Source organism: Pseudoalteromonas sp. AOP7-A1-14 (genome assembly GCF_052376275.1).
Lineage (GTDB): Bacteria > Pseudomonadota > Gammaproteobacteria > Enterobacterales > Alteromonadaceae > Pseudoalteromonas.
The window spans coordinates 1-20,741 of sequence record NZ_JBQSVO010000020.1; the positions used below are offsets into that span (position 1 = coordinate 1).

Annotated in this window: 18 protein-coding genes; 4 read left to right on the top strand and 14 right to left on the bottom strand. The window is 39.5% G+C overall.

The window, feature by feature from the left end:
- On the top strand, nt 1-617 hold a 617-nt coding region (locus ACT3RM_RS05365), incomplete at its 5' end, for a sterol desaturase family protein (RefSeq protein ID WP_444511344.1).
- A 98-nt stretch (nt 618-715) separates the two neighbouring features.
- On the opposite strand, the gene ACT3RM_RS05370 is transcribed toward ACT3RM_RS05365, so the two are convergent.
- The 3 genes from ACT3RM_RS05370 to ACT3RM_RS05380 form a co-directional block, all read right to left on the bottom strand.
- Complete coding sequence (locus ACT3RM_RS05370; protein WP_441994637.1) at nt 716-1,999, bottom strand: leucine-rich repeat-containing protein kinase family protein; 1,284 nt, start codon at nt 1,997-1,999, stop codon at nt 716-718.
- A 92-nt stretch (nt 2,000-2,091) separates the two neighbouring features.
- Entirely contained in the window at nt 2,092-2,805 is a 714-nt protein-coding gene (locus ACT3RM_RS05375) for a YebC/PmpR family DNA-binding transcriptional regulator (RefSeq protein ID WP_441994638.1), read from the bottom strand.
- Between the two features lie 230 nt (nt 2,806-3,035).
- Nucleotides 3,036-4,778 (bottom strand): ABCB family ABC transporter ATP-binding protein/permease, encoded by a 1,743-nt coding sequence (locus ACT3RM_RS05380; protein ID WP_441994656.1) that lies wholly within the window; start codon nt 4,776-4,778, stop codon nt 3,036-3,038.
- A gap of 225 nt (nt 4,779-5,003) precedes the next feature.
- Here ACT3RM_RS05380 and ACT3RM_RS05385 point away from each other — a divergent pair, with 225 nt between their 5' ends.
- Nucleotides 5,004-6,053, top strand: a complete 1,050-nt coding sequence (locus ACT3RM_RS05385) for an NAD(P)-dependent alcohol dehydrogenase (protein WP_441994639.1) — start codon at nt 5,004-5,006, stop codon at nt 6,051-6,053.
- 95 nt (nt 6,054-6,148) lie between these two features.
- Here ACT3RM_RS05385 and ttcA read toward each other — a convergent pair whose 3' ends face one another.
- From ttcA to ccoN, 11 genes are all read right to left on the bottom strand, one after another.
- Nucleotides 6,149-7,057 carry a tRNA 2-thiocytidine(32) synthetase TtcA gene (ttcA, locus tag ACT3RM_RS05390; RefSeq protein WP_441994640.1) on the bottom strand — a complete coding sequence of 303 codons (909 nt, stop codon included), beginning with the start codon at nt 7,055-7,057 and terminating at the stop codon, nt 6,149-6,151.
- 86 nt (nt 7,058-7,143) lie between these two features.
- Nucleotides 7,144-8,070 (bottom strand): universal stress protein UspE, encoded by a 927-nt coding sequence (gene uspE, locus ACT3RM_RS05395; RefSeq protein WP_441994641.1) that lies wholly within the window; start codon nt 8,068-8,070, stop codon nt 7,144-7,146.
- Between the two features lie 56 nt (nt 8,071-8,126).
- Nucleotides 8,127-8,861 carry an FNR family transcription factor gene (locus tag ACT3RM_RS05400; RefSeq protein WP_441994642.1) on the bottom strand — a complete coding sequence of 245 codons (735 nt, stop codon included), beginning with the start codon at nt 8,859-8,861 and terminating at the stop codon, nt 8,127-8,129.
- A 39-nt stretch (nt 8,862-8,900) separates the two neighbouring features.
- The gene (locus ACT3RM_RS05405) at nt 8,901-9,572 is read right to left on the bottom strand and encodes a sulfite exporter TauE/SafE family protein (protein ID WP_441994643.1); all 672 of its coding nucleotides are present in this window, start codon (nt 9,570-9,572) and stop codon (nt 8,901-8,903) included.
- On the bottom strand, nt 9,565-9,732 hold the full coding sequence (gene ccoS / locus ACT3RM_RS05410) for a cbb3-type cytochrome oxidase assembly protein CcoS (protein ID WP_441834423.1): 168 nt from the start codon (nt 9,730-9,732) through the stop codon (nt 9,565-9,567). The genes ACT3RM_RS05405 and ccoS overlap by 8 nt, the downstream gene beginning before the upstream one ends.
- A complete protein-coding gene (locus ACT3RM_RS05415; RefSeq protein ID WP_441994644.1) occupies nt 9,729-12,104 on the bottom strand; it encodes a heavy metal translocating P-type ATPase in 2,376 nt (791 codons plus the stop codon). The genes ccoS and ACT3RM_RS05415 overlap by 4 nt, the downstream gene beginning before the upstream one ends.
- Nucleotides 12,105-12,113: 9 nt before the next feature.
- On the bottom strand, nt 12,114-12,605 hold the full coding sequence (locus ACT3RM_RS05420; protein ID WP_441994645.1) for a FixH family protein: 492 nt from the start codon (nt 12,603-12,605) through the stop codon (nt 12,114-12,116).
- Between the two features lie 152 nt (nt 12,606-12,757).
- Complete coding sequence (gene ccoP, locus ACT3RM_RS05425) at nt 12,758-13,723, bottom strand: cytochrome-c oxidase, cbb3-type subunit III (protein WP_441834426.1); 966 nt, start codon at nt 13,721-13,723, stop codon at nt 12,758-12,760.
- Complete coding sequence (locus ACT3RM_RS05430) at nt 13,720-13,905, bottom strand: cbb3-type cytochrome oxidase subunit 3 (protein WP_441834427.1); 186 nt, start codon at nt 13,903-13,905, stop codon at nt 13,720-13,722. Before ACT3RM_RS05430 ends, ccoP begins: the two co-directional genes overlap by 4 nt.
- 6 nt (nt 13,906-13,911) lie before the next feature.
- Complete coding sequence (gene ccoO, locus ACT3RM_RS05435; RefSeq protein ID WP_441834428.1) at nt 13,912-14,586, bottom strand: cytochrome-c oxidase, cbb3-type subunit II; 675 nt, start codon at nt 14,584-14,586, stop codon at nt 13,912-13,914.
- 12 nt (nt 14,587-14,598) lie between these two features.
- Complete coding sequence (gene ccoN, locus ACT3RM_RS05440) at nt 14,599-16,032, bottom strand: cytochrome-c oxidase, cbb3-type subunit I (protein ID WP_441994646.1); 1,434 nt, start codon at nt 16,030-16,032, stop codon at nt 14,599-14,601.
- 329 nt (nt 16,033-16,361) lie between these two features.
- On the opposite strand from ccoN, the gene ACT3RM_RS05445 reads away from it, so the two are divergent.
- Together ACT3RM_RS05445 and ACT3RM_RS05450 are read left to right on the top strand one after the other, a co-directional pair.
- Nucleotides 16,362-16,784, top strand: a complete 423-nt coding sequence (locus tag ACT3RM_RS05445; RefSeq protein ID WP_441994647.1) for a hypothetical protein — start codon at nt 16,362-16,364, stop codon at nt 16,782-16,784.
- A 1,184-nt stretch (nt 16,785-17,968) separates the two neighbouring features.
- Nucleotides 17,969-20,695 (top strand): TonB-dependent receptor, encoded by a 2,727-nt coding sequence (locus tag ACT3RM_RS05450; protein WP_441994648.1) that lies wholly within the window; start codon nt 17,969-17,971, stop codon nt 20,693-20,695.
- Nucleotides 20,696-20,741 lie beyond the last annotated feature (46 nt).

Sequence of the window (20,741 nt, forward strand, 5' to 3'; positions counted from 1 at the left end):
GTTTTGTATTGTTGGTAACAAATCACTTTGTGCATTATGGCTTTGGTTGGACTGTGTCTAGCACCGTACAGGGTTATATCAATCAAATACCTTTTCTACTTCAAGTTGTTTTAATTATTTTAGTTGCTGATTTGATGCAGTACTTTGTACATCGTGCTTATCACGAAGTGCCTTTTTTATGGCGTTTTCATGGAATACATCACAGTGCAAAAGAGATGGACTGGTTAGCAGGATCTCGCCAGCATATTTTGGAAATTTTAATGACTCGCAGCTTAGTGCTTACACCCATTTTTGTATTAGGGTTTTCACAAGAAGTAATTAGTTTATATGTGGTTATTGTCGGTTTTCAGGCAGTATTTAATCACGCTAATGTACAAGTGAGGTTTGGTAGGCTTAAGTATGTGTTGGTTACGCCACAATTTCATCATTGGCATCATTCTTCAGATAAAGCCGCTATTGACCGTAATTATGCCGCGCATTTTTCATTTTTAGACTATGTGTTTGGTACCGCAGTAAAAGGTCAAAAAGAATGGCCAGAAGAGTATGGCATCTTGGGGGATTACGTGCCGAGAGGAATGTTAAAACAGCAGTTATTTCCGTTAAAAAAGCAAAAGTAATGTTGCTTAAAGTATGCATTGCAGGCTTTGAGTTCATCTTTTGCAAATCATATTTTATAATCGTGTTTTAAGTAGCTATTGACACATATAAACACGACTTACAGGTACTGTAAGTCGTCTTGTAGTTCGTTTAATGTAGGTCTTTGTGAAGCGTCCTCACTCATACATTGCTTTACAAGTGATTTAAGCTGTACTGCATCATGACTAGCTTCAGTACAAACGCTCAGTAGATCATCCATTAAACAGCCAATTGCTCTTACTTCAATACGTTGCATTTGCAGGCGTTGATAGTCAGTTAAACCTGTTAAATTAGTCGCGGCACCAAAGTCGCCAAATAGCACGTTATACTCACTATTAATCATGGTGTTGTGTGCGTATACGTCACCGTGGCTTACATTGTTAGCATGTAAATGGGCTAGGGTACTGCTCATTTGTTTTGTAATATGTTTTATTGCTGAAGTGCTAAAGTAGGTGTGCTCAGTAAACGTATCTCGGGTGCAGGTATCTAGCGATGGCGGTAAGCCAAGATTTTGGTAGTGTTTAGGTATCAGCTCCATAACTAACCCCAGTTGTATTGGCTCATCAATATAGGCGAGTACGTTTATCAAATTTTCATGAACACCTGCTTGCAGGCAACAGTTTACTTCATCAAGTGGATAGCCGTCGCTAGTAATTGCTCCTTTAAAAAGTTTTATAGCCACTTTATTTTGCTGCCACTTTGCTAAATGAATAACACCTGATGCACCTTGGCCAATTTGCTCAATAAGGGTAAATTCATCGAAACTAATCTTATCTAATGCTACGTGTTGTAAGCTTTTAGCTTTATTAAAGTTATTTCCTGCAAAGGCAAGCCAAGTAAGCTTGGGTAGCTCAAACAACCAGTCATCAATATGGTTTAAATTATTGGCTGATAAACGCACCAGCTCAAGTGCTTGGCACTTTTTCATGCTGCGCGGAAGCTCTGTTAGGTTGTTTCCTGCAAGGGCGAGTTTTCGTAGCTTAGTAAGATCGCCAAATGACTGAGGCAGTTTTTCTATTTTATTATCAGTCAAAATTAGCCACTGTGTTGAAACTGGTAAACTGTGCTCTGCAAAGTCACTAATTTGATTACCTTTAAAGGCAATCATTATTAAGGCAGGACATTTAGCTAATACAGATGGAATATGTTTAAACTGGTTAAACGATAAAAATACTCGTTTTAACTTAGTTAAACAGGCAAAATCAGCAGGTAAATCCATCAAGTTATTATTTGATAAATCGAGGACTTCTAGGGTATCAGCGAGGGTAAAAATTTCTACTGGGAATATAGTTAACTCTTCAACTAATTGTAAGCGTATAGCACCAGTCAATTTTCCACTGCGAAGCTCTTGTAGCGTATTCAAAATGTAATCCATTTATTTAGTTTAATCGTTCAAAAATAAAAAAGGCCAAACTAAGTTGGCCTTTGTTTTAATTTTATTAATTAAAGTAAAAATTAAAACCGTGCGTTATGGTAAACGTTTTGTACGTCATCACAATCTTCAAGCATGGCTAAAAATCGCTCCATCACTTCAACGGCTTCACCTTCTATTGGCGCTTCTACTTGTGGTACAAAAGCAATAAGGTCTTCGTCAAATTCACTGATGCCCATTTCTTCAAGTGCAGTACGGGTATTATTGTACTCAGTATGCGGTGCAAAAACAGTAATTTTACCTGCTTCAACTTCTACGTCAGTTACATCGACATCAGCCATCATTAGCGCTTCAAGCACTGCTTCGTCATCTTCACCGTTAAATACAAAAATAGCTAAATGATCAAATAAGTGAGAGACGGAATTTTGCGCACCAATTTTAGCATTTGCTTTGGTAAAGCAAATACGTACATCAGCAAAAGTGCGTTTGTTGTTGTCGGTTAAACAGTCCACAATGATCATACTGTTACCAGGACCGTAGCCTTCATAACGTGTTGCTGCGTAGTCTTCACCGCCGCCGCCTTTAGCTTTTTCAATTGCGCGATCAATGACGTGTGCAGGCACTTGGTCTTTTTTTGCGCGTTCAATTAAGCGGCGTAATGCTAAGTTTCCGTCAGGGTCAACACCGCCATTTTTGGCACAAATATAAATTTCTTTACCGTACTTTGAGTAAACTTTAGTTTTAGCACCCGCAGTTTTAGCCATTGAATCTTTTTTGTTTTGGTAAGCTCTTCCCATCTGCGTTTCGCCTTAAGTATGTTTAAAAAATAACTATAAAATTTGCTTGCCCGTATTCTAAAGGTAAACACCTTGTAGAGCTAGTAATGTGCTCTATTTTTACTTGTTCTTAAAAGGAATATAAGTCAGTAGAATGGATAAAAATCAGTTGAGCCCATCTACTTGCAACCCTGCGCCGCAGTTAAGTTGTTCTAGATTGGATAATTTTAATTCTGAAAGTTCAACGGAGTCTAATCTTTACTTTGCTGTAATTGCCACATACGTGCATATTCGCCCTGTTTTGTAAGCAGCGTTTGATGAGTTCCTTGTTCAACTAATTGGCCATCTTTTAGCACAATAATATTATCGGCATCGGTAATGGTCGATAATCTATGGGCAATCACTAAACTCGTATGGTTGCTGGCAACTTCGCGCATGGCACTTAAAATGGCTTGCTCTGAATGAGAGTCAAGGGCAGAGGTTGCTTCATCAAAAATTAAAATAGGGGATCTTTTTAAAATTGCGCGGGCAATGGCAATCCGTTGTTTTTCGCCGCCGGAGACTTTTAAGCCGCGTTCACCCACCAATGTTTTATCGCCTTTATCTAGATTATTAATAAAGCCAGTTAAGTGCGCCATTTTGATAGCGTTATCAATTTCTTGGTCAGTGGCAGTAGGGCGGCCATAAGCGATGTTCTCGCGTATGCTTGTATTAAACAGCACAGTGTCTTGGGGCACAATAGCAATAGCTTGTCGTAGGCTGTGTAGTGTTATATCACCTATTGCTTGGCCGTCTATGGTAATACTGCCGTTTTGTATGTCGTAAAAACGATAAAGTAAGCGCGTAAGGGTGCTTTTACCTGCACCACTTGAACCTACAATAGCGACTTTGCTATTTGGTGTAACTGAAAAGCTTAAATCATTAATAATAGTACGTGTGTTTTCATAGCTAAATTGAACCTTGTTAAAGATAATTTCACCTTTATCAAAGACCAAGTCTTTTGCATCTACCTGATCTTTAATGGTTGCTTTACGGTTTAGTAACCCGAGCATGTTTTCAAGATCGGTGAGGGCGCGGCGGATTTCACGATACACAAAACCTAAAAAGTTAAGTGGTAAAAACAGTTGAATCATATACGCGTTGATCATTACAAGTTCACCGATGGTGAGTTCTCCTGTCACTACATCAGTGGCACCGAGCCACATTAATGCGGTAATGGCTGCTGCAATGATCAATGCTTGTCCTGAATTAAGAGCTAATAACGACAAGCGGTTTTTCAGCCTTGCTTGCTCCCAGCTGGCTAAAAATATGTCATAGCTTTGCGCTTCATACTGTTCATTATTAAAATATTTAACGGTTTCATAATTAAGCAAGCTATCTATTGCGCGGCTATTACTGTTGTTGTCGGCTTGGTTTGCTTCACGAATAAAGCGATTTCGCCATTGGGTAACAATAACTGTAAAGGCAATATAAATAACGACTGCCATAAGGGTTACTAATGCAAACCAAGGCGAAAATAGTGTGGCAAATATCACTGCTACAATGACTATTTCAAGCAAAGTGGGCACAATATTAAACATTAAAAAGCGCATCAAAAAGCTTAAGCCACGAGTACCTCGTTCGATATCTCGACTAATGCCACCTGTTTGCCTATCTAAATGAAAACTCAGCTCAAGGGCGTGCAAATGTTTAAATACTTTAAGGCCAATATGGCGCATAGCGTGCTCTGTTACTCGGCCAAACAGAGCATCGCGTACTTCACCAAAAAACACGCCCGCAAAACGCAGTCCACCGTATAACAATAATAACGTCACAGGCACCAGCAGTACGGTTTGTAAATTACCATCAACGGCATCAATGATTTCTTTTAGTGCCCAAGGCATTAATAGCGTGGCGCCTTTTGCTGCAACCAGCGCTAATAAAGCCAGTAGCACGCGGCCTTTAAACGCCATTAAATACGGCCACAATGTTTTGATACTTTGATTGAGGTTCATGGCATCTTGATGTTTTATTACTTCTTGTTTACCTGCGCCGCGCATAGTTCTCTCTAAGTTTTATAGGGTATATTAAGTCTGTATTAAACCTTTTTCTGTATTGTAGAGTATATACTTTATTAGTTTACAACCAAGGCTATACTGACAAACAGCATAGTACAGTTTACGCTAAGGTAACGCTTTGGCGCGTTAAATTAAACTCAGTTTAAATAACAAAGGATGAATATGAAAACTATCGGATATGCAGCACATAAAGCGAATACACCACTAGAACCATTTCATTTTGAAAGACGCGATTTACGTAACGAAGATGTCGCAATTGAGATTTTATATTGCGGGGTTTGCCATTCAGACTTACATACTGTTAATAATGATTGGGGCGGAACGAGTTACCCAATATTACCCGGACATGAGATTGTTGGCCGCGTGACTGATATTGGCTCTAAGGTTAGTAAGTACAAAGTGGGTGATACGGTAGCGGTTGGGTGTATGGTAGATAGCTGCCAAGAATGCGATCAATGCCATAAAGGCGAAGAGCAATTCTGCCGCGAAGGCATGGTAGGTACTTATTCAGGTAAGGACCGCGTTACTGGTGAGGCAACCAAAGGCGGTTATGCCAAACACATTGTGGTGCGTGAAGAGTTTGTTTTAAATGTACCAGAGTCGTTAGATATTGCAGCGTGCGCGCCAATTTTATGCGCCGGTATAACCACTTATTCACCGCTTCGCACGTTTGGTGTAGGACCTGGCAGCCGAGTGGCTGTAATCGGCCTAGGTGGCTTAGGCCATATGGCGATTAAAATCGCAGCGGCGATGGGCGCACATGTCACCGCTATTAGTCGCAGCGATGACAAAAAACAGCAGGCATTAGACTACGGCGCACAAGGCTTTTTAGTTTCTAAAGATGAAAAAGCAATGCAAGCACACAGCAATCAGTTTGATGTGATCATTAATACTATTCCAGTTAAACACGATTTTACACCTTATCTGCCACTTTTAGATATTGACGGTACGCAAGTGCTTGTTGGGCAAGTGGGTGAAATGGCTGAGTCGAACAGCGTGCCGCTATTATTAGGACGCCGTCGTGTGGCAGGCTCTTTGATTGGTGGGATTAAACAAACGCAGGAAATTCTCGATTTTTGCGCTTTGCATAATATTCTGCCAAAAGTGGAGATGATTAAAATGGATGAAATTAATGATGCGTTCGAGCGTTTAAAAGAAGGTGACTTATCTCATCGATATGTTATTGATATGTCATCACTTGAAGTCGCGTAAAAAGTAAAAATAGCCGCTGTTAAATTTAAACTGCGGCTATTTTTTGATGCGTTTACCAAGCACCAGGCATGGCTAAATACTATGAAGTAAATAGATTAGCTTAAATTGATAGTGACCACTTCAGCCGATGCTTGTTCTGATGCTGTAGCAGGCTGTTTGGGGATGTCAGGCTTATCGAGGGCAATATCACCGCCATCGATTACATCACCAGTTTGTAAGTTAGTAAAATCAAACAGCTCATTGTCAGCTAAGTGTGATGGCACTACGTTTTGCATAGCAGTAAATATACTTTCAATGCGTCCCGGGTGCTCGGTATTCCATTTTGCGAGCATCGCTTTTGTGTGTTTACGCTGTAAGTTTTCTTGAGAACCACATAAATTACACGGAATAATTGGGTATGCTTGATGAATAGCATATTGTTCAATATCTGCTTCTTTACAATACGCAAGCGGGCGAATAACCATATGCTCGCCGTTATCGCTCATTAATTTAGCTGGCATGCTTTTCAGCTTACCGCCGTAAAACATGTTTAAAAACAAAGTTTCAATCATATCATCACGGTGATGGCCTAAAGCGATTTTAGTTGCGCGCATTTTTTTAGCGGTACGATACAAAATACCACGGCGCAAACGAGAACAAAGCGAGCAGGTTGTTTTACCTTCAGGGATGATATCGGTAACAATACTGTAAGTATCTTCTTCTACAATTTTGTATTCTATATCTTGAGTATCTAAATATTCAGGTAAAACATGCTCAGGAAATCCTGGCTGCTTTTGATCAAGGTTAACCACAAAAAGGTCGAATTTAATTGGCGCAACACGTTGTAAGTGCTTAAGCATTTCAAGTAGGGTGTAGCTGTCTTTACCACCAGAAAGGCAAACCATTATACGGTCGCCTTCTTCAATCATATTGAAGTCCATAACCGCTTGACCGGTTTGACGACGTAAGCGTTTTTGTAACTTAGTGAAGTTATGTTGAGCTTTGGCTTGTGCAGAATGCGACATTACGCCCCCTTAAAACTATACGTATTGAATACGCGTAAAAATAAGGGGCGTATTATATGCTGAAAGTTTCAATCAACAAAATTTATTTAGTCTTTTGCCAATGGACTTTTGTAGCCATCGGGCTTGAGTGCGAGTACATCGCAATCTAGGCTATCAATAACATGTTCAGCGGTGTTGCCAACAAGAGCTGCACTTAAACCTGTGCGGCCAACAGTACCAATGACCACTAATTTACTATTTAAACGTTTTGCTACATCAGGAATAACATCTTCAGGTAATCCTTCTTCAATGTAGCAGTGTTCGCGGTCAACGCTGTATTTATTGGCCATATCATGGGTTGAGTCTATATGATGATTTTTTACTGATTCGTTATAAACAGCAGGGTTAAATTCAGGAATTTCAATCGCAATATTAACCGGCGTAGCAGGGTAAGCATTAATGATATTAATTTGTGCGTTTGCCAGCTCACATAAAAATTGAGCATCTTTAATAATGCGGTGATTAAGCGCTAGGTGTTGCTCGTTTTCACTCACTGCATTTACAGCCGCTAAAATATTACCCTGTTCAGGCCATAGTTTGTCTTTAACCAGTAGTACGGGGGCTGGACATTTACGAATTAAGTGCCAATCAGTAGGAGTGAAAATCACTGATTTTAAGGTGTCGTGCTCACGAGTACCTTTTACAACTAAGTCAAAACCTTCGCTTAAAACTGTATCAATTATGGCTTCATAAGCACGATTGTGCCAAACCACATGGGTATCAATAGTGACATCTTTATAATGAGAAATAAGCTCATCAAGCCATGCTTGACGGTCTTTTACAACCGCAACGCGCATTGCTTCACGTTCATCTGATGAAAGCATGGTGGTCATTTCGTAAGAAAAGTCATAAATATTCATAAACGCGGTAATGCTTGCGCCTGATTTTTTCGCCAAGTCAATTGAGCGCGTTAAACTGTGCTGTAACTCAGCGGTTGGATCAATCACCGCAATAATACGTTTTATAGTGTCCATGTGCTGCTCCTTAATCATTCAAGCTTATTAGTTAGTATAAAATTAGTATAAGCAAATTATTTAGGATTCATACAGGCTGCTTTAGCTAAATTGTCTAATTCGTTGATGGCGATCAATTTACCTTCAACTTTAATTAACTCAGCTTTTTGAAAGCGGCCAAGTAATCGGCTAATGGTTTCTACGGTTAGACCTAGGTAATTGCCAATTTCGCCGCGAGTCATGGTTAGGCGAAACTCTTTACGTGAAAAGCCTCGTTCCCCAAATCGTGTTGATAAATTATAAATAAAGCTGGCTAGGCGTGCTTCAGCTGACTTTTTATTCAGCGCTAAAAACATTTCTTGGTCGTAATTAATTTCGTTACTCATCAGGCGCATGATTTGTTGACGAAGTTTTGGTAATTTGCCTGAAAGCTCATCAAGGGTATCAAAGGGGATTTCACAGACCATGGAGGTTTCAAGGGCTTGTGAAAAGCTTTGGTGCTGCATTTTATTAATTGCATCAAAGCCAATTAAGTCGCCGGCTAAGTGGAAACCAGTAATTTGTTCATCACCTTGTTCGGACAGCGTATAAGATTTAAAAGAGCCCGAGCGCACTGCATAAATTGCGTTTAATGGCGCGCCTGATTCAAATAAGAAATCACTTTTGTGCAGTGGTCGTTTGCGCTCAATTATTTTATCTAGCTTATCCATTTCTTGGCCATTTAAAGAAAATGGTAAGCACAGTTGGCTAATGCTACAGTTATTGCAGCTGATAGCTGAATCTGATTTTGCTTTATAGTGTGAAAAGTCCATATTAAATCCATTGATAAATCGAGACTATTATAAATAACATTAATGTACTAGCTTATCAGTTGCAATGATTATAAGGTAAATACCGTACCAAATAAGTAAACTGCCTAAAAATAAACGAGTCCAACTATGGTTGATAAGTTTATGTAATTTTTGTGCGCCAATGCCAATGGTGATCATGGCAGGGAAAGTACCAAGAGCAAAGAAGAACATCACAAATGCACCTTCTAGGGCATTATTGCTGGTCATTGACCATGTTAAAGCTGAATATACTAAGCCGCAAGGTAGCCAGCCCCAAAGTGCTCCATAACCAACGGCTTTAGGAAGTGAATTTATGGGTAGCAAAAACTTATTTAACTTAACCAAATGTTGCCAAATAAGTGTTTTCCCCACCTTCTCTAACCACTGTAAACTGACTCCTAAGCGCATTATATACAGGCCAACAAGCAGCATAAATAACCCACTCAAAAGTGAGAGCGATAAGGAAAAAACCTGGTTTTGTGAAGCAAAATGACTGCTTATTCCTGCCACTAACGCTCCGGCTAACATGTAGCTTAGTGCGCGGCCTACGTTATAAGCAATTACAAAATAAAAGCTGTTACTTTGTTTACTGGCAAGTTGTAAGGAACTTGCAATACCGCCACACATGGCAATACAGTGGCCACTGCCAATCAACCCCATGATAAAGGCACTGCTAAAAAGGGGATCAATCATTGCTTTTATTATGCTGCTCTTTGTCGTCCTCAAACAAAATACTATGGCCTTGCTTATTTAAGTCTGAAAATTGCTCAGTACGTACTGCCCAAAAAAACACGCCTATAGCAATAATTACAAATAAAATGGCGATGGGGATCAGGATATAAATAATACTCATAATTTCAATAACCTTAATGAATTACTGATAACAATAATGGAACTTGCAGACATGCCAATAACAGCCATCCAAGGTGCAACTAAACCTAACGCTGCTAGAGGTAAAATAGCGCTATTATAGAGTAGCGATAATGCTAAGTTTTGTTTGATAATTTTACGTGTTTGTTTTGCAACGATAAGCATTTGCTCAATTGCTTCTAAATTACTATTGAGTAAAACTACATCGGCGGTGTTTTTGGAAATATCAGCGCCAGTCTCCATCGCGATAGATAAGTGAGCACTATTAAATACGGGGCTATCATTAACTCCATCGCCAATCATGGCTACTATTTTGTTAGCAGAAGACCACTTTTCAACGGCGACTTGTTTATCTTTAGCAGAACATCCCGCTTGTACAGTATCTAAGTTTAGCTGTTTTGCGACTTTTTGCCCAGTATTAGTGGCATCGCCTGTAAGCATGTGGCATTGCAAGCCTTGCTTATGTAAGTTAGCGATTAAGGCGTTGGCGTTATTTTTTATAGGATCAACAAAGTAAAAGTGAGCAACTGCTTGTTGGTCGATATAAAAAGTGGCTTGGGCATTGGTTTTTTTAGTGTTAAACCAACCGCTTTTTCCTACGCCATAGTGATGCTTCTCATCTCGACCAGTTATGCCTTTGCCGGGCACTATTTTAATATCAGTTAAGGTGCGAACTGTTGGTGTATAGTCAGTAAAAGCACTTGCTATAGGATGTTCTGAGTAGCTTTCAAGTTGTGCAACTAAATTTAAAACCGTTTTTTTAGTCACACTATTATCAAGCACATCAACCGCATCTAAACTAAAGCGGCCTTGAGTAAGGGTCCCTGTTTTATCAAATGCGAGATCAGTTAATTTCGGCAAGGTTTCTAATACGTGAGATTGTTTAATTAGAATACCTTTACGGGTAAGCGTTGCCACGGCGCAAGTCATTGCAGTGGGTATCGCTAAGCTCAGCGCGCAAGGGCAAGTTGCAACCAGTACAGCAATCGTTATCCAAAAGGCTTGAACTGGGTCAGTTTGATACCAGCCAATAGCAGTAATTGACGCAAATACAAGCAAGCAGGCCACAAACCACTGCGCTACTTTATCAGTAATTTCAACAAGTTTAGGCCGAGTCGCAAGGGCACTGTGTTGTAATTTTATAATTTGGTTCAGGAGTGTATTTTGGCCGGTTTTATTAATTTCAATTTCAATCACGCCGTCATGATTAACAGTACCAGAAAAAACCGGGTGCTCAGGGTATTTACTTACCGGTGAATGTTCACCGGTCATCATCGATTCATCAACGCTGGTGGTGCCATTAATAATAATGCCATCTGCGGGAATGGTTTCACCGGCTTTAATTAAAACACGGTCATGAAGTTTTAATTTTTTAGCGGCAATGATCTGCTCATTGCCCTGTGCGTTAATTATACGAGCGGTTAGTGGCAGTAATTTTTGTAAGTTAGCCGTAAACTCACTGGCCTTTAAACGAGCTCGAAACTCCAAGTATTTACCCAGCAATAATAAAAAGGTAAACATACAGATAGATTCAAAATACACTTCGCCTACTTGCATTATAGTCGCGTAACTACTGGCGGCATAAGCGCCAAAAATTGCTAGCGATACCGGTAAGTCCATATTGAGTTGTTTAGCTTTTAAGCCATTTATAGCGTTAGTTAAAAAGGGGAGTGCGCTATATAAGATAACCGGCGAGGCTAAAACTAAACTGATCCAACGAAAATATTGCTCAAAGCTTTCTTCCATGCCGGAGAACATGCCAAAGTACATGGCAAAAGCAAACATCATCACCTGCATAGTCATTAAACCTGCCACACCTAAGCGACGAATATACGCTTTGGCAACCTGTTGCTTTTGACTTGCTTCTATATCTGCTTGAAATGGGTAGGCTTTATAGCCAATTTCGAGCAATGATTTAATTATTTCGCTCAGAGGTGTGCTCGATTTATCCCATTGGATCATTGCACGGTTAGTTGATGTATTAACATCAACTCGCTTTATGCTGCCTAATTTAAGTAATTGGGTTTCAATAAGCCACGCACAAGCAGCGCAGGTGATCCCCTCAACCGTTAAGAGCACTTCGCTAACATCGTTATGTTCACTAATAAACTCATCTTGGATATCAGGATTGTCGTAACTTTCAACAAGTTTTAACTGCTCAGGTACAAGCTGTTCAACTTTACCTGCACGCACGGTCCTAAATTTATAATAATCCGTCATGCCTTGCGCGACGATGGTTTCAGCAACCGCTTCACAGCCCACACAACACATGGGTTGTGCGGTTTGTTCGATCAATACTGTTTGTGTAAAACCTGATGGAATAGGCTCTAAGCAATGAAAGCAATTTGCAGCCATAACTATTTGTTACTTATATTCAGGATTAATGGCAATACTTCGCGTATTTGGCAAAGTAATGTTTTCTTTTAATTTCCAGCTAGCATCGGTCGGCTCTATAAACACGGTGTATGCGCCATCGGTAAATGGTTCAATAATCGCTGTGAACTCGCCTTTAGCATTTGGGGTCAAATGCGTATCAAAGTCATAAGCCTGAATAGTTCTATGATAAAACGAAAGCTTAAGAGAGTGAATATTACTTGTATCGCCTTTAATAAATTTAAAGCTTACTTTATCGGTGCTCACCGTTAGATCACCATGTAAATAAAGTGCTTTAGCTTTATCAAACTTAGTGAGTTCTAAATTGATTGCTTTGCCCTTTTTATAGTAATCATCAACCACCATGTCGGGACCGTTGCCGATAGCAGTGATAAATAATGAAACACAACCAATAATGGCGGCTAGTGGGAAAAAGATTAAAAACCATGGCCAAAAGTTCTTATACCAAGGAGTAGGGCTCATAAATAGACAACATTAATTTGTTTGTGATAAGAGTATTTTATAGGATTTATAATCAAAAGACTAAAAAAAAGCCTCAAATTAGAGGCTTTTTTGATCTTAATTAATTTATTGAAATAAAAGATTAATTTATAAACATTTTATTAATATTAAGCTTATTTATCTTGTGATAAACTATATACATATGCAGTTAAAAGGTGAATTTTTTCTTCGCCTAAAATGTCTTTCCACGCCGGCATTACACCAGCACGACCGTTATTAAGTGTTTCTTCAACAGCGCGCTGTGAACCGCCATATAACCAAATGTTATCGGTTAAGTTAGGTGCACCAAAAGGTAAGTTGTTAGCAACTGACCCTTTACCATCTGCGCCATGACAAGCTGCACACATAGCAAATTTAGCGGCACCTGCTTTTGCATCTTTTTGGTTTACAGTACGACCAGAAAGACTAAGGACATGTGCGGTCATTTCTTTAACGCCTTGCTCGCCGAGTGCATCACCCCAAGGTGGCATTTCTGCAACACGACCATAAAGAAGTGTTTCTTTAATCTTGTCTGGTGTGCCACCATATAACCAGCTTTTATCTGTTAAATTAGGGAAGCCTGTTGCACCACGGGCATCAGAACCGTGACATTGCGAACAGTTTTGTGCAAATAAACGTTGACCAATCTCAAGAGCTTTTTCATCCTTAGCAAGAGTTTCAATGTCTTGTTTAGCAAAAGCATCAAAAATAGGACCAAAACGTTTATCTGCTGCTTCGTATTCTTTATCAAGTTTTACAAATTTATCATTTTCTTTGGCATCTTTAACAGCTTGCTTAGATTCAGCTAAAGAGGTTACACCTTGGTTAGAGCTTGTCCATTTAGCTAAGCCTTCCCAATTACCAAGTCCTGGGTAAGCAGCTAAGTAATAAACTGACCATGCAAATGTTGCAAAGAACATGTAAGTCCACCACTTTGGTAGTGGGTTGTTTAATTCTTCAATACCATCAAATTCATGCCCGCAGCTTTCACCCTCTTCAACACCAGCGTAGTTCTTTAAGTTCCACACCAATAATCCAAACAAGATGAACAGACATGATAGGGTTAATACAATAACCCATATACTCCAAAAGCTAGTCATTTCTCAGACTCCTTTTCCTCATTAGAGAGTGTTGTATTGTGTTTTTTTTCATCTTCAAAAATAGCATTGGCAGCGTCACTAAAGCGGTTTTTACTGCGCTTACTGAATGCCCACACAACAATCACAATAAATAATACTAATATTATTAGCGTTAAAATGCCTCTGTATGTTCCATAATCCATAATATGTTACTTCAAGTGCGTGCCAAGTTGTTGCAAGTACGCGATAAGGGCTTGCATTTCTGTTGCACCTTTACCATCGTTCATTGCATCAACTGTAGCAATATCAGCAAGTAATTCTTCATCGCTACCATAACCTAAACCAGGGTGTACCGGGTTTTCTGGGTTGATAGAAAAATTATCACGGAAAATTTTCAGTTTATCCAGAGTCAAACTTGTATCTAAAGTGTTCTCTGCTAACCAAGGAAATCCTGGCATATTTGACTCAGGAACCACTGCTCGTGGGTCAACTAAGTGTGCATAATGCCAATCATCTGAGTAACGCTCACCTACACGAGCAAGGTCAGGACCAGTACGCTTAGAACCCCATAAGAATGGGTGGTTCCATACTGACTCACCGGCAACTGAGTAGTGACCGTAACGTTCAACTTCATCACGAAAAGGTCGGATCATTTGTGAATGGCAGTTAGCGCAGCCTTCACGTACGTAAATGTCGCGACCTTCCATTTCAAGCGCTGTAAGAGGGCGCAGGCCATCTACAGGTTTAGTGGTATCGTCTTGGAACATTAATGGAGTGATTTCCACTAATGCACCGAAACTAATTGCAAAAACAGTTAATATAGCCATAAGGCCGATATTTTTTTCGACTATTTCATGTTTATTTTGTGATTTCTTTTTGCTCATTATCTCACCCCGTTATGCTAATTGTGCTTGCGCGTCTAATTTCAACGAATTATCTTTCGCTGCAATTGTACGGTAAACGTTATAAGCCATAACTAGCATACCGATGACGATGAACACACCACCTAAGAAACGCATAACATAAAATGGATATGATGCTTCAAGCGATTGCACAAAGCTGTACATTAGGGTGCCGTCAGAGTTTACTGCACGCCACATAAGACCTTGCATAACACCTGAAATCCACATTGCTACAATGTAAAGTACAACACCTACAGTGTGTAGCCAGAAGTGGGTGTTAACCAGTTTCACGCTATACATGCGACCCTGTGAATATAAAGCAGGAATTAGGTGGTAAATAGCACCAATAGAAATCATCGCAACCCAACCAAGCGCACCGGAATGAACATGCCCGATAGTCCAATCAGTATAATGTGATAATGCATTTACTGACTTAATTGCCATCATCGGTCCTTCAAAGGTAGACATACCATAAAAAGAAAGTGAAACAACTAAGAAGCGAAGTACAGGATCAGTACGAAGTTTATGCCAAGCACCAGACAAGGTCATGATACCGTTTATCATGCCGCCCCAAGAAGGTACGAATAAGATAATTGACATCACCATACCTAAACTTTGTGTCCAGTCAGGAAGTGCTGTGTAGTGTAAGTGATGAGGACCAGCCCAAATATAAAGTGATACCAATGCCCAAAAATGAACTACTGATAAGCGATATGAATATACCGGACGACCAGCTTGTTTCGGTACAAAGTAGTACATCATACCTAAGAAACCTGCAGTTAGTAAGAAACCGACAGCGTTATGACCATACCACCACTGTACCATGGCATCGACTGCACCAGCATAAATTGAATATGACTTGGTAAGAGATACAGGCACTGCCATGCTATTTACAATATGCAGAACTGCAACCGTAATAATAAAACCAGCATAGAACCAGTTAGCAACGTAAATATGCGAAACCTTGCGTTTGGCAATAGTTCCCATAAATATAACCGCATAGGTAACCCAGACAATCGCAATTAAAATGTCGATTGGCCACTCAAGCTCGGCGTACTCTTTTGAGCTTGTTAAACCCATAGGAAGTGTTATTACTGCAAGAACAATCACTAGCTGCCATCCCCAAAAGGTAAAGGCGGCTAATTTATCTGAAAGAAGGCGCGTTTGACAGGTACGTTGTACGACGTAATAAGACGTCGCAAAAAGCGCACTGGTACCAAATGCGAAAATTACTGCGTTCGTGTGTAACGGACGAAGTCGAGAGTAAGTTAACCATGGTGTGTCAAAGTTAAGTGCTGGCCAAGCTAGTTGGGCAGCAATTAGAACCCCGATACTCATGCCAACGATGCCCCAAATCACTGTCATAATAGCGAATTGGCGTACAACTTTATAATTGTACTCAGTTTGTGATGCTACTGTTTGGCTCATTTTCTGGCTTCCGCTGCAATAAATGCGTTTAGAAATGAATTACCTACTTGTTAAAGTAGGACCTACTACTTCACAAGCCCATTATCTAAAGCTATCACTACCAGACAGCTTTCGAAAACAAACTCGCGAACCCCTATTTTTGCGGGTCAAATGATAAAATTTTTGACCTAAAAAAGATAGGTCAATTACATAAAATTATGACATCAATCAAATTTTCTCATTTTGTTGCTCGTTTTTGAGACACTTTTTTAATTTTTGCCTATATTGCCTGTGCTTTACTAAGCTGTTTGTTAGTATAGCTGTTAACACTATTATATATGCGATAAGTAATGAAATTGTTTACTCGTTTAAGCCTCATTATCATTTTAGTACTGCTTTTTGGCTGCAGCCCACAAAATACAAGTATAGAAGAGCAACCCACCAGTGCAAGTTGTAATAATAATCAACCATGCCTTTATGATAATGGTGTGAAAATATGGCTGAGTGATGCAACCTTACAGCCAGAAAGCCCATTTTCAGTCCATGTATTCTTGCCTGATAACTTAAAAATTGAACAATCTAAGTTGGTTGGTGTCACTATGTATATGGGATTTATACCGCTGAACTTTGAGGCTTTTCAAGATCATTATATAGCCCATACTATGGTGGGTATTTGCAGTAAACGTAAAATGACTTGGCAATTAAGCCTCAATACTGTTGACGATGATGGATTGAGTCAAACTCTCAGCTATTTTTTTGATGTAGTTTATTAAGTATGGACTATGTAGGCTAAAAGAACTGACTTATATTTTGTTTAAAAATAACCTAGCTTGTCTTCAGCCTTCATTTCATGAATATATTTTTTGCTATGCACTTGAGCGCTAAGTACTCAAGTGCTTTCAAAGTTCCCTTTGTATTATTTATATTACTTTCAGTTAGTTAATAGTGGCACATTTTTAGTTGCACATTTTCGACTCAGTTAAATCAGTCCATATTACTTATTTCCAACCATATTTTAGCGCATCTTTTAGCTTACGTTTACAAAGCCGACGGAGTAGGCATGAGCGTGCAAAACTTTTATCAGCTCAATACTGTTATAGATAATATAGATACTGAAAAACTAAGGCATTGGCCCTTAACTACTATTTCTGATAGAAACTGTTAGTTCTATTGCGCTAGGTAATTTGGCAGTAATGACGTTAATTGATTGCTATATTAGTACTACACACATCGAAATGACCTAGTTGATATAGTATAAAACCCTATTAATATAGGTACTTAATTCAGTAAATTTAGCCCCCCGATTGATAATTAATTTCACCGTTAACAGACAACCACAAAAGTATCTAGATAAAACACCGTAGTACATAGAGATTACTCTTGAAATTTACTGGGGGTATAGCGTCCGGATTTATTCTATTTGAAACAATACAATCCATAAAAATAACTATAGATATCAAATTTTCTATATGTGGCTGCTTATTAAAAAGGCAAAAATTAATCTCTACTGAAGCAATAAGGTGAACTTTTTTACCTATTTATACTCTATTAAAAGGCTTAATTAATCATTTTTTATGCATAACTATGGTTAGTAATAAACAAGGAGTTTTGCGGTTTTTATAAAACGGTGTGATTAAGTTGTAAATTTTCTGCTTTCGGTAAAAATGTCGCGTAATTACGTTTGATTACAAAGACGGTGTGTTTGATTTCATTGGTTTAATTTTTTGTGATCTTGTTAATTAACACCCTGTTTTTTTTGTGTTTTATATCATTAACATTGAAACATTTGTTTACCTATTTACCTGTATATAGTACACAAAAACCCCTGTGATTTTTATTTGTTCTTCTATTCAGTTTTCATTCAGTTAACTCGGCCTAAGTTGACGCCCTGACTCGTAATTCAAATAATAACGAGTACTACCTGAGCAAGGTAAATTTCCAACAAGTAGGGTTTCACATGAAAAAATCAATTCTTGGTTTAGCTGTTGTATCAGCAATACCAATGTTCTCAAGCATGCAAGTTTTAGCTGCTGAAGATTCAGCAGAATCAATCGAAAAAATCCAAGTTACGGGCTCACGTATCTCACGTTCAGATATGGAAGGTGCAAGCCCAGTAACGTTAATTGGCGCAGACGACATCAAAGCGATGGGCGCGACAAGTATTGATAGCGTTTTACAAAAAATGACCGCAACTGGCGGCGCAATGACAAACCCTGGCGTTAATAACGGCTCAGGTGGTAATGCACGTATTGATTTACGTGGTCTTGGTTCGCAGCGTACATTAGTACTTGTTAATGGTCGTCGTATGATTAACTCTGGTACTGGTGCTGCATCTTCTGTTGATTTAAATACTATTCCAGTATCAATGATAAAATCAGTTGAAGTACTAAAAGACGGCGCGTCAGCTGTATATGGTACTGATGCTGTTGCTGGTGTTGTGAATATCATCTTAAAAGATGACTTCGAAGGCCTAGACATGAACGTCAATGCTGCAATTACTGGCGAAGGTGATGCACCTGAAAACTCAATTGATTTTACTGTAGGTACATCATTTGACAAAGGTAATATCGTACTTGGTATGCAATATACCGATCGCGGAAATGCAAAGCAGTCTGATCGTGACTTCTCAAGTTGCCCAATAGCAGAAGGCGCAAATGGCTTAAACTGTAATGGTGGCTCAACTTACAGTGAAGGTGGACACATTTGGCAAGACGGTGTAATTGGTGATGTAAACTCAGAAGGTAACGCGTTTGATGATGATGGCAACCCAATTACTTCTGGTCTTGCTATAAATGATAGCGGCCTGAGCGGCCAAGGCGGTTTACACCCATTCACTGATGCAGATCGTTATAACTTTGCACCAGCAAGCTACCTATATACGCCAATGGAGCGTTTAAACTTAACGGGTGTTGCTACGTATGAATTAACTGATGACACAAGCCTGTTCACTGAATTCACTTATACTAAACGTTGGTCTGAGCAACAAAAGGCTGCGCAGCCAGTGTGGTTTGGTTTTAACTACAACGCAGATATGGATGAAGACGGGGACTCTTTACTAGGCCAATCTTATAATAGTAAAGTTGACCGTGATGGCGATGGCATTGCTGACCGTGATGCAGATGGTAACTACATTACAGAAAGCGCAAACTATGCTTACGGTGACGATATTTTTTATGGCCGTCGTATGAGTGATACGGGGCCTCGTTACTACGAGCAAACAGTTGATACTGTACGTGCTGTTGTTGGTGCTGAAGGTTTTGTGGGTGATTACTCTTGGGAGGTGTCGGCTAACTTTGGTCGTAATGACTCAGTTGATAAGACGGGCAATCTTCACAACATGGGTGCTATTCAAGATCAAATCATTGAAGGTACTTTTAACCCACTTGATCAAGCTGCGTGGTCAGGAGAAGAGTTCAGCAAAAACGTTTACACAGAAGTAAATAACGGTGGTAGCCAATTATTTATTCTTGCTGCGTCAGTATCAGGTGAAATGTTTGAGCTTCCTGCAGGTTATACAGCATTTGCGGCTGGTATTGAGCGTCGCCAAGAGAAAGCATGGTACACACCTGATTCACTAACTGCACAAGGTTTAGCAAACGATCCTATGGTTGAGCCAACCGCAGGTGGCTTTGATGTAAACGAAGCATATGTTGAATTTGCTATCCCACTTTTAGCCGATGCACCATTTGCTCAAAATGTTGAGTTAAGCGCCGCTTTACGTGCCTTTGATTACAGCACATTTGGCTCTGACGAGACATGGAAACTAGGTTTAACATGGAAAGCAAACGACGAACTAATGTTCCGCAGTGTTGTATCAACAGCATTCCGTGCGCCAACTGTTTCTGAGCTTTACTCAGGTAATTCACCATCGTTTGAAAATGTTACTTATCCTGGTGCTCAAGACCAAGCAGAAGTTACAGTAGGTGGTAACGATCAATTAACACCGGAAGAAGCTGATACATTAACTGCTGGTATTGTTTATGAACCAGAGTGGTTTGACGGTTTCTCAATGACTGTAGATTACTACGACATTGAAATTGAAAATGCGATTGTAACGGTTGATAACCAATACATCGTTGATGAATGTTTAAATAATGCAGCTAATGCTGGTACTGCTTTATGCCAATCCTCTAATGTAACAATTGATGGCACTGGTCGTATTATCTTTAACAACCAATTACAAAACATTGGTGTTGAGAAAACCTCTGGTTACGATTTAAACCTAGAGTATAGCTTTGATGCTGTTGGCCTTAACTGGAAAGCAGGTCTAGATACAACTTACCTTGACGAGTATGTTAAGCAAGTTACAGGTGACCCGGTTGATTATGCAGGTATAATCACTTCAGGTTCTGGTGGTTATGCTGAAATCAAGTCTAACTTTACGCTAAACGTTGCTGGTGATAACTGGGATGCTCAGTATCAAGCTCGTTATATTGCCGGAATGGACAGCTTTGCATGTTTAAATAAAGATACTTGTTATGCACCTACAACACCAAGTGTTGTATATCATGATTTAAGTGGCTCTTACACTGTCAATGAGACTGTTTCAGTGTCAGCGGGTGTTAACAACTTGTTTGACAAACAGCCTCCTTATTACACAGGTAATAACGATTCAAATACTGACCCATACACGTATGATGTATTAGGTCGTCGTTTCTTTGCTGGTGTGAACGTTAAGTTCTAATTTAAGTAATAAAACATTTGATTCTTTAAGGCCTAGTTTTTACTAG

Excerpts from the sequence above, each read along its gene's own strand:
- ccoO (WP_441834428.1), bottom strand. The coding sequence starts at position 14,586 with ATGAGCAAAAAGAAATCACAAAATAAACATGAAATAGTCGAAAAAAAT.
- ACT3RM_RS05445 (WP_441994647.1), top strand. The coding sequence starts at position 16,362 with ATGAAATTGTTTACTCGTTTAAGCCTCATTATCATTTTAGTACTGCTT.
- uspE (WP_441994641.1), bottom strand. The coding sequence starts at position 8,070 with ATGGACACTATAAAACGTATTATTGCGGTGATTGATCCAACCGCTGAG.
- ACT3RM_RS05375 (WP_441994638.1), bottom strand. The coding sequence starts at position 2,805 with ATGGGAAGAGCTTACCAAAACAAAAAAGATTCAATGGCTAAAACTGCG.
- ttcA (WP_441994640.1), bottom strand. The coding sequence starts at position 7,057 with ATGTCGCATTCTGCACAAGCCAAAGCTCAACATAACTTCACTAAGTTA.
- ACT3RM_RS05430 (WP_441834427.1), bottom strand. The coding sequence starts at position 13,905 with ATGGATTATGGAACATACAGAGGCATTTTAACGCTAATAATATTAGTA.
- ACT3RM_RS05420 (WP_441994645.1), bottom strand. The coding sequence starts at position 12,605 with ATGAGCCCTACTCCTTGGTATAAGAACTTTTGGCCATGGTTTTTAATC.
- ACT3RM_RS05400 (WP_441994642.1), bottom strand. The coding sequence starts at position 8,861 with ATGGACTTTTCACACTATAAAGCAAAATCAGATTCAGCTATCAGCTGC.
- ACT3RM_RS05380 (WP_441994656.1), bottom strand. The coding sequence starts at position 4,778 with ATGAACCTCAATCAAAGTATCAAAACATTGTGGCCGTATTTAATGGCG.
- ACT3RM_RS05415 (WP_441994644.1), bottom strand. The coding sequence starts at position 12,104 with ATGGCTGCAAATTGCTTTCATTGCTTAGAGCCTATTCCATCAGGTTTT.
- ccoP (WP_441834426.1), bottom strand. The coding sequence starts at position 13,723 with ATGACTAGCTTTTGGAGTATATGGGTTATTGTATTAACCCTATCATGT.
- ACT3RM_RS05385 (WP_441994639.1), top strand. The coding sequence starts at position 5,004 with ATGAAAACTATCGGATATGCAGCACATAAAGCGAATACACCACTAGAA.
- ccoN (WP_441994646.1), bottom strand. The coding sequence starts at position 16,032 with ATGAGCCAAACAGTAGCATCACAAACTGAGTACAATTATAAAGTTGTA.
- ACT3RM_RS05450 (WP_441994648.1), top strand. The coding sequence starts at position 17,969 with ATGAAAAAATCAATTCTTGGTTTAGCTGTTGTATCAGCAATACCAATG.
- ccoS (WP_441834423.1), bottom strand. The coding sequence starts at position 9,732 with ATGAGTATTATTTATATCCTGATCCCCATCGCCATTTTATTTGTAATT.
- ACT3RM_RS05405 (WP_441994643.1), bottom strand. The coding sequence starts at position 9,572 with ATGATTGATCCCCTTTTTAGCAGTGCCTTTATCATGGGGTTGATTGGC.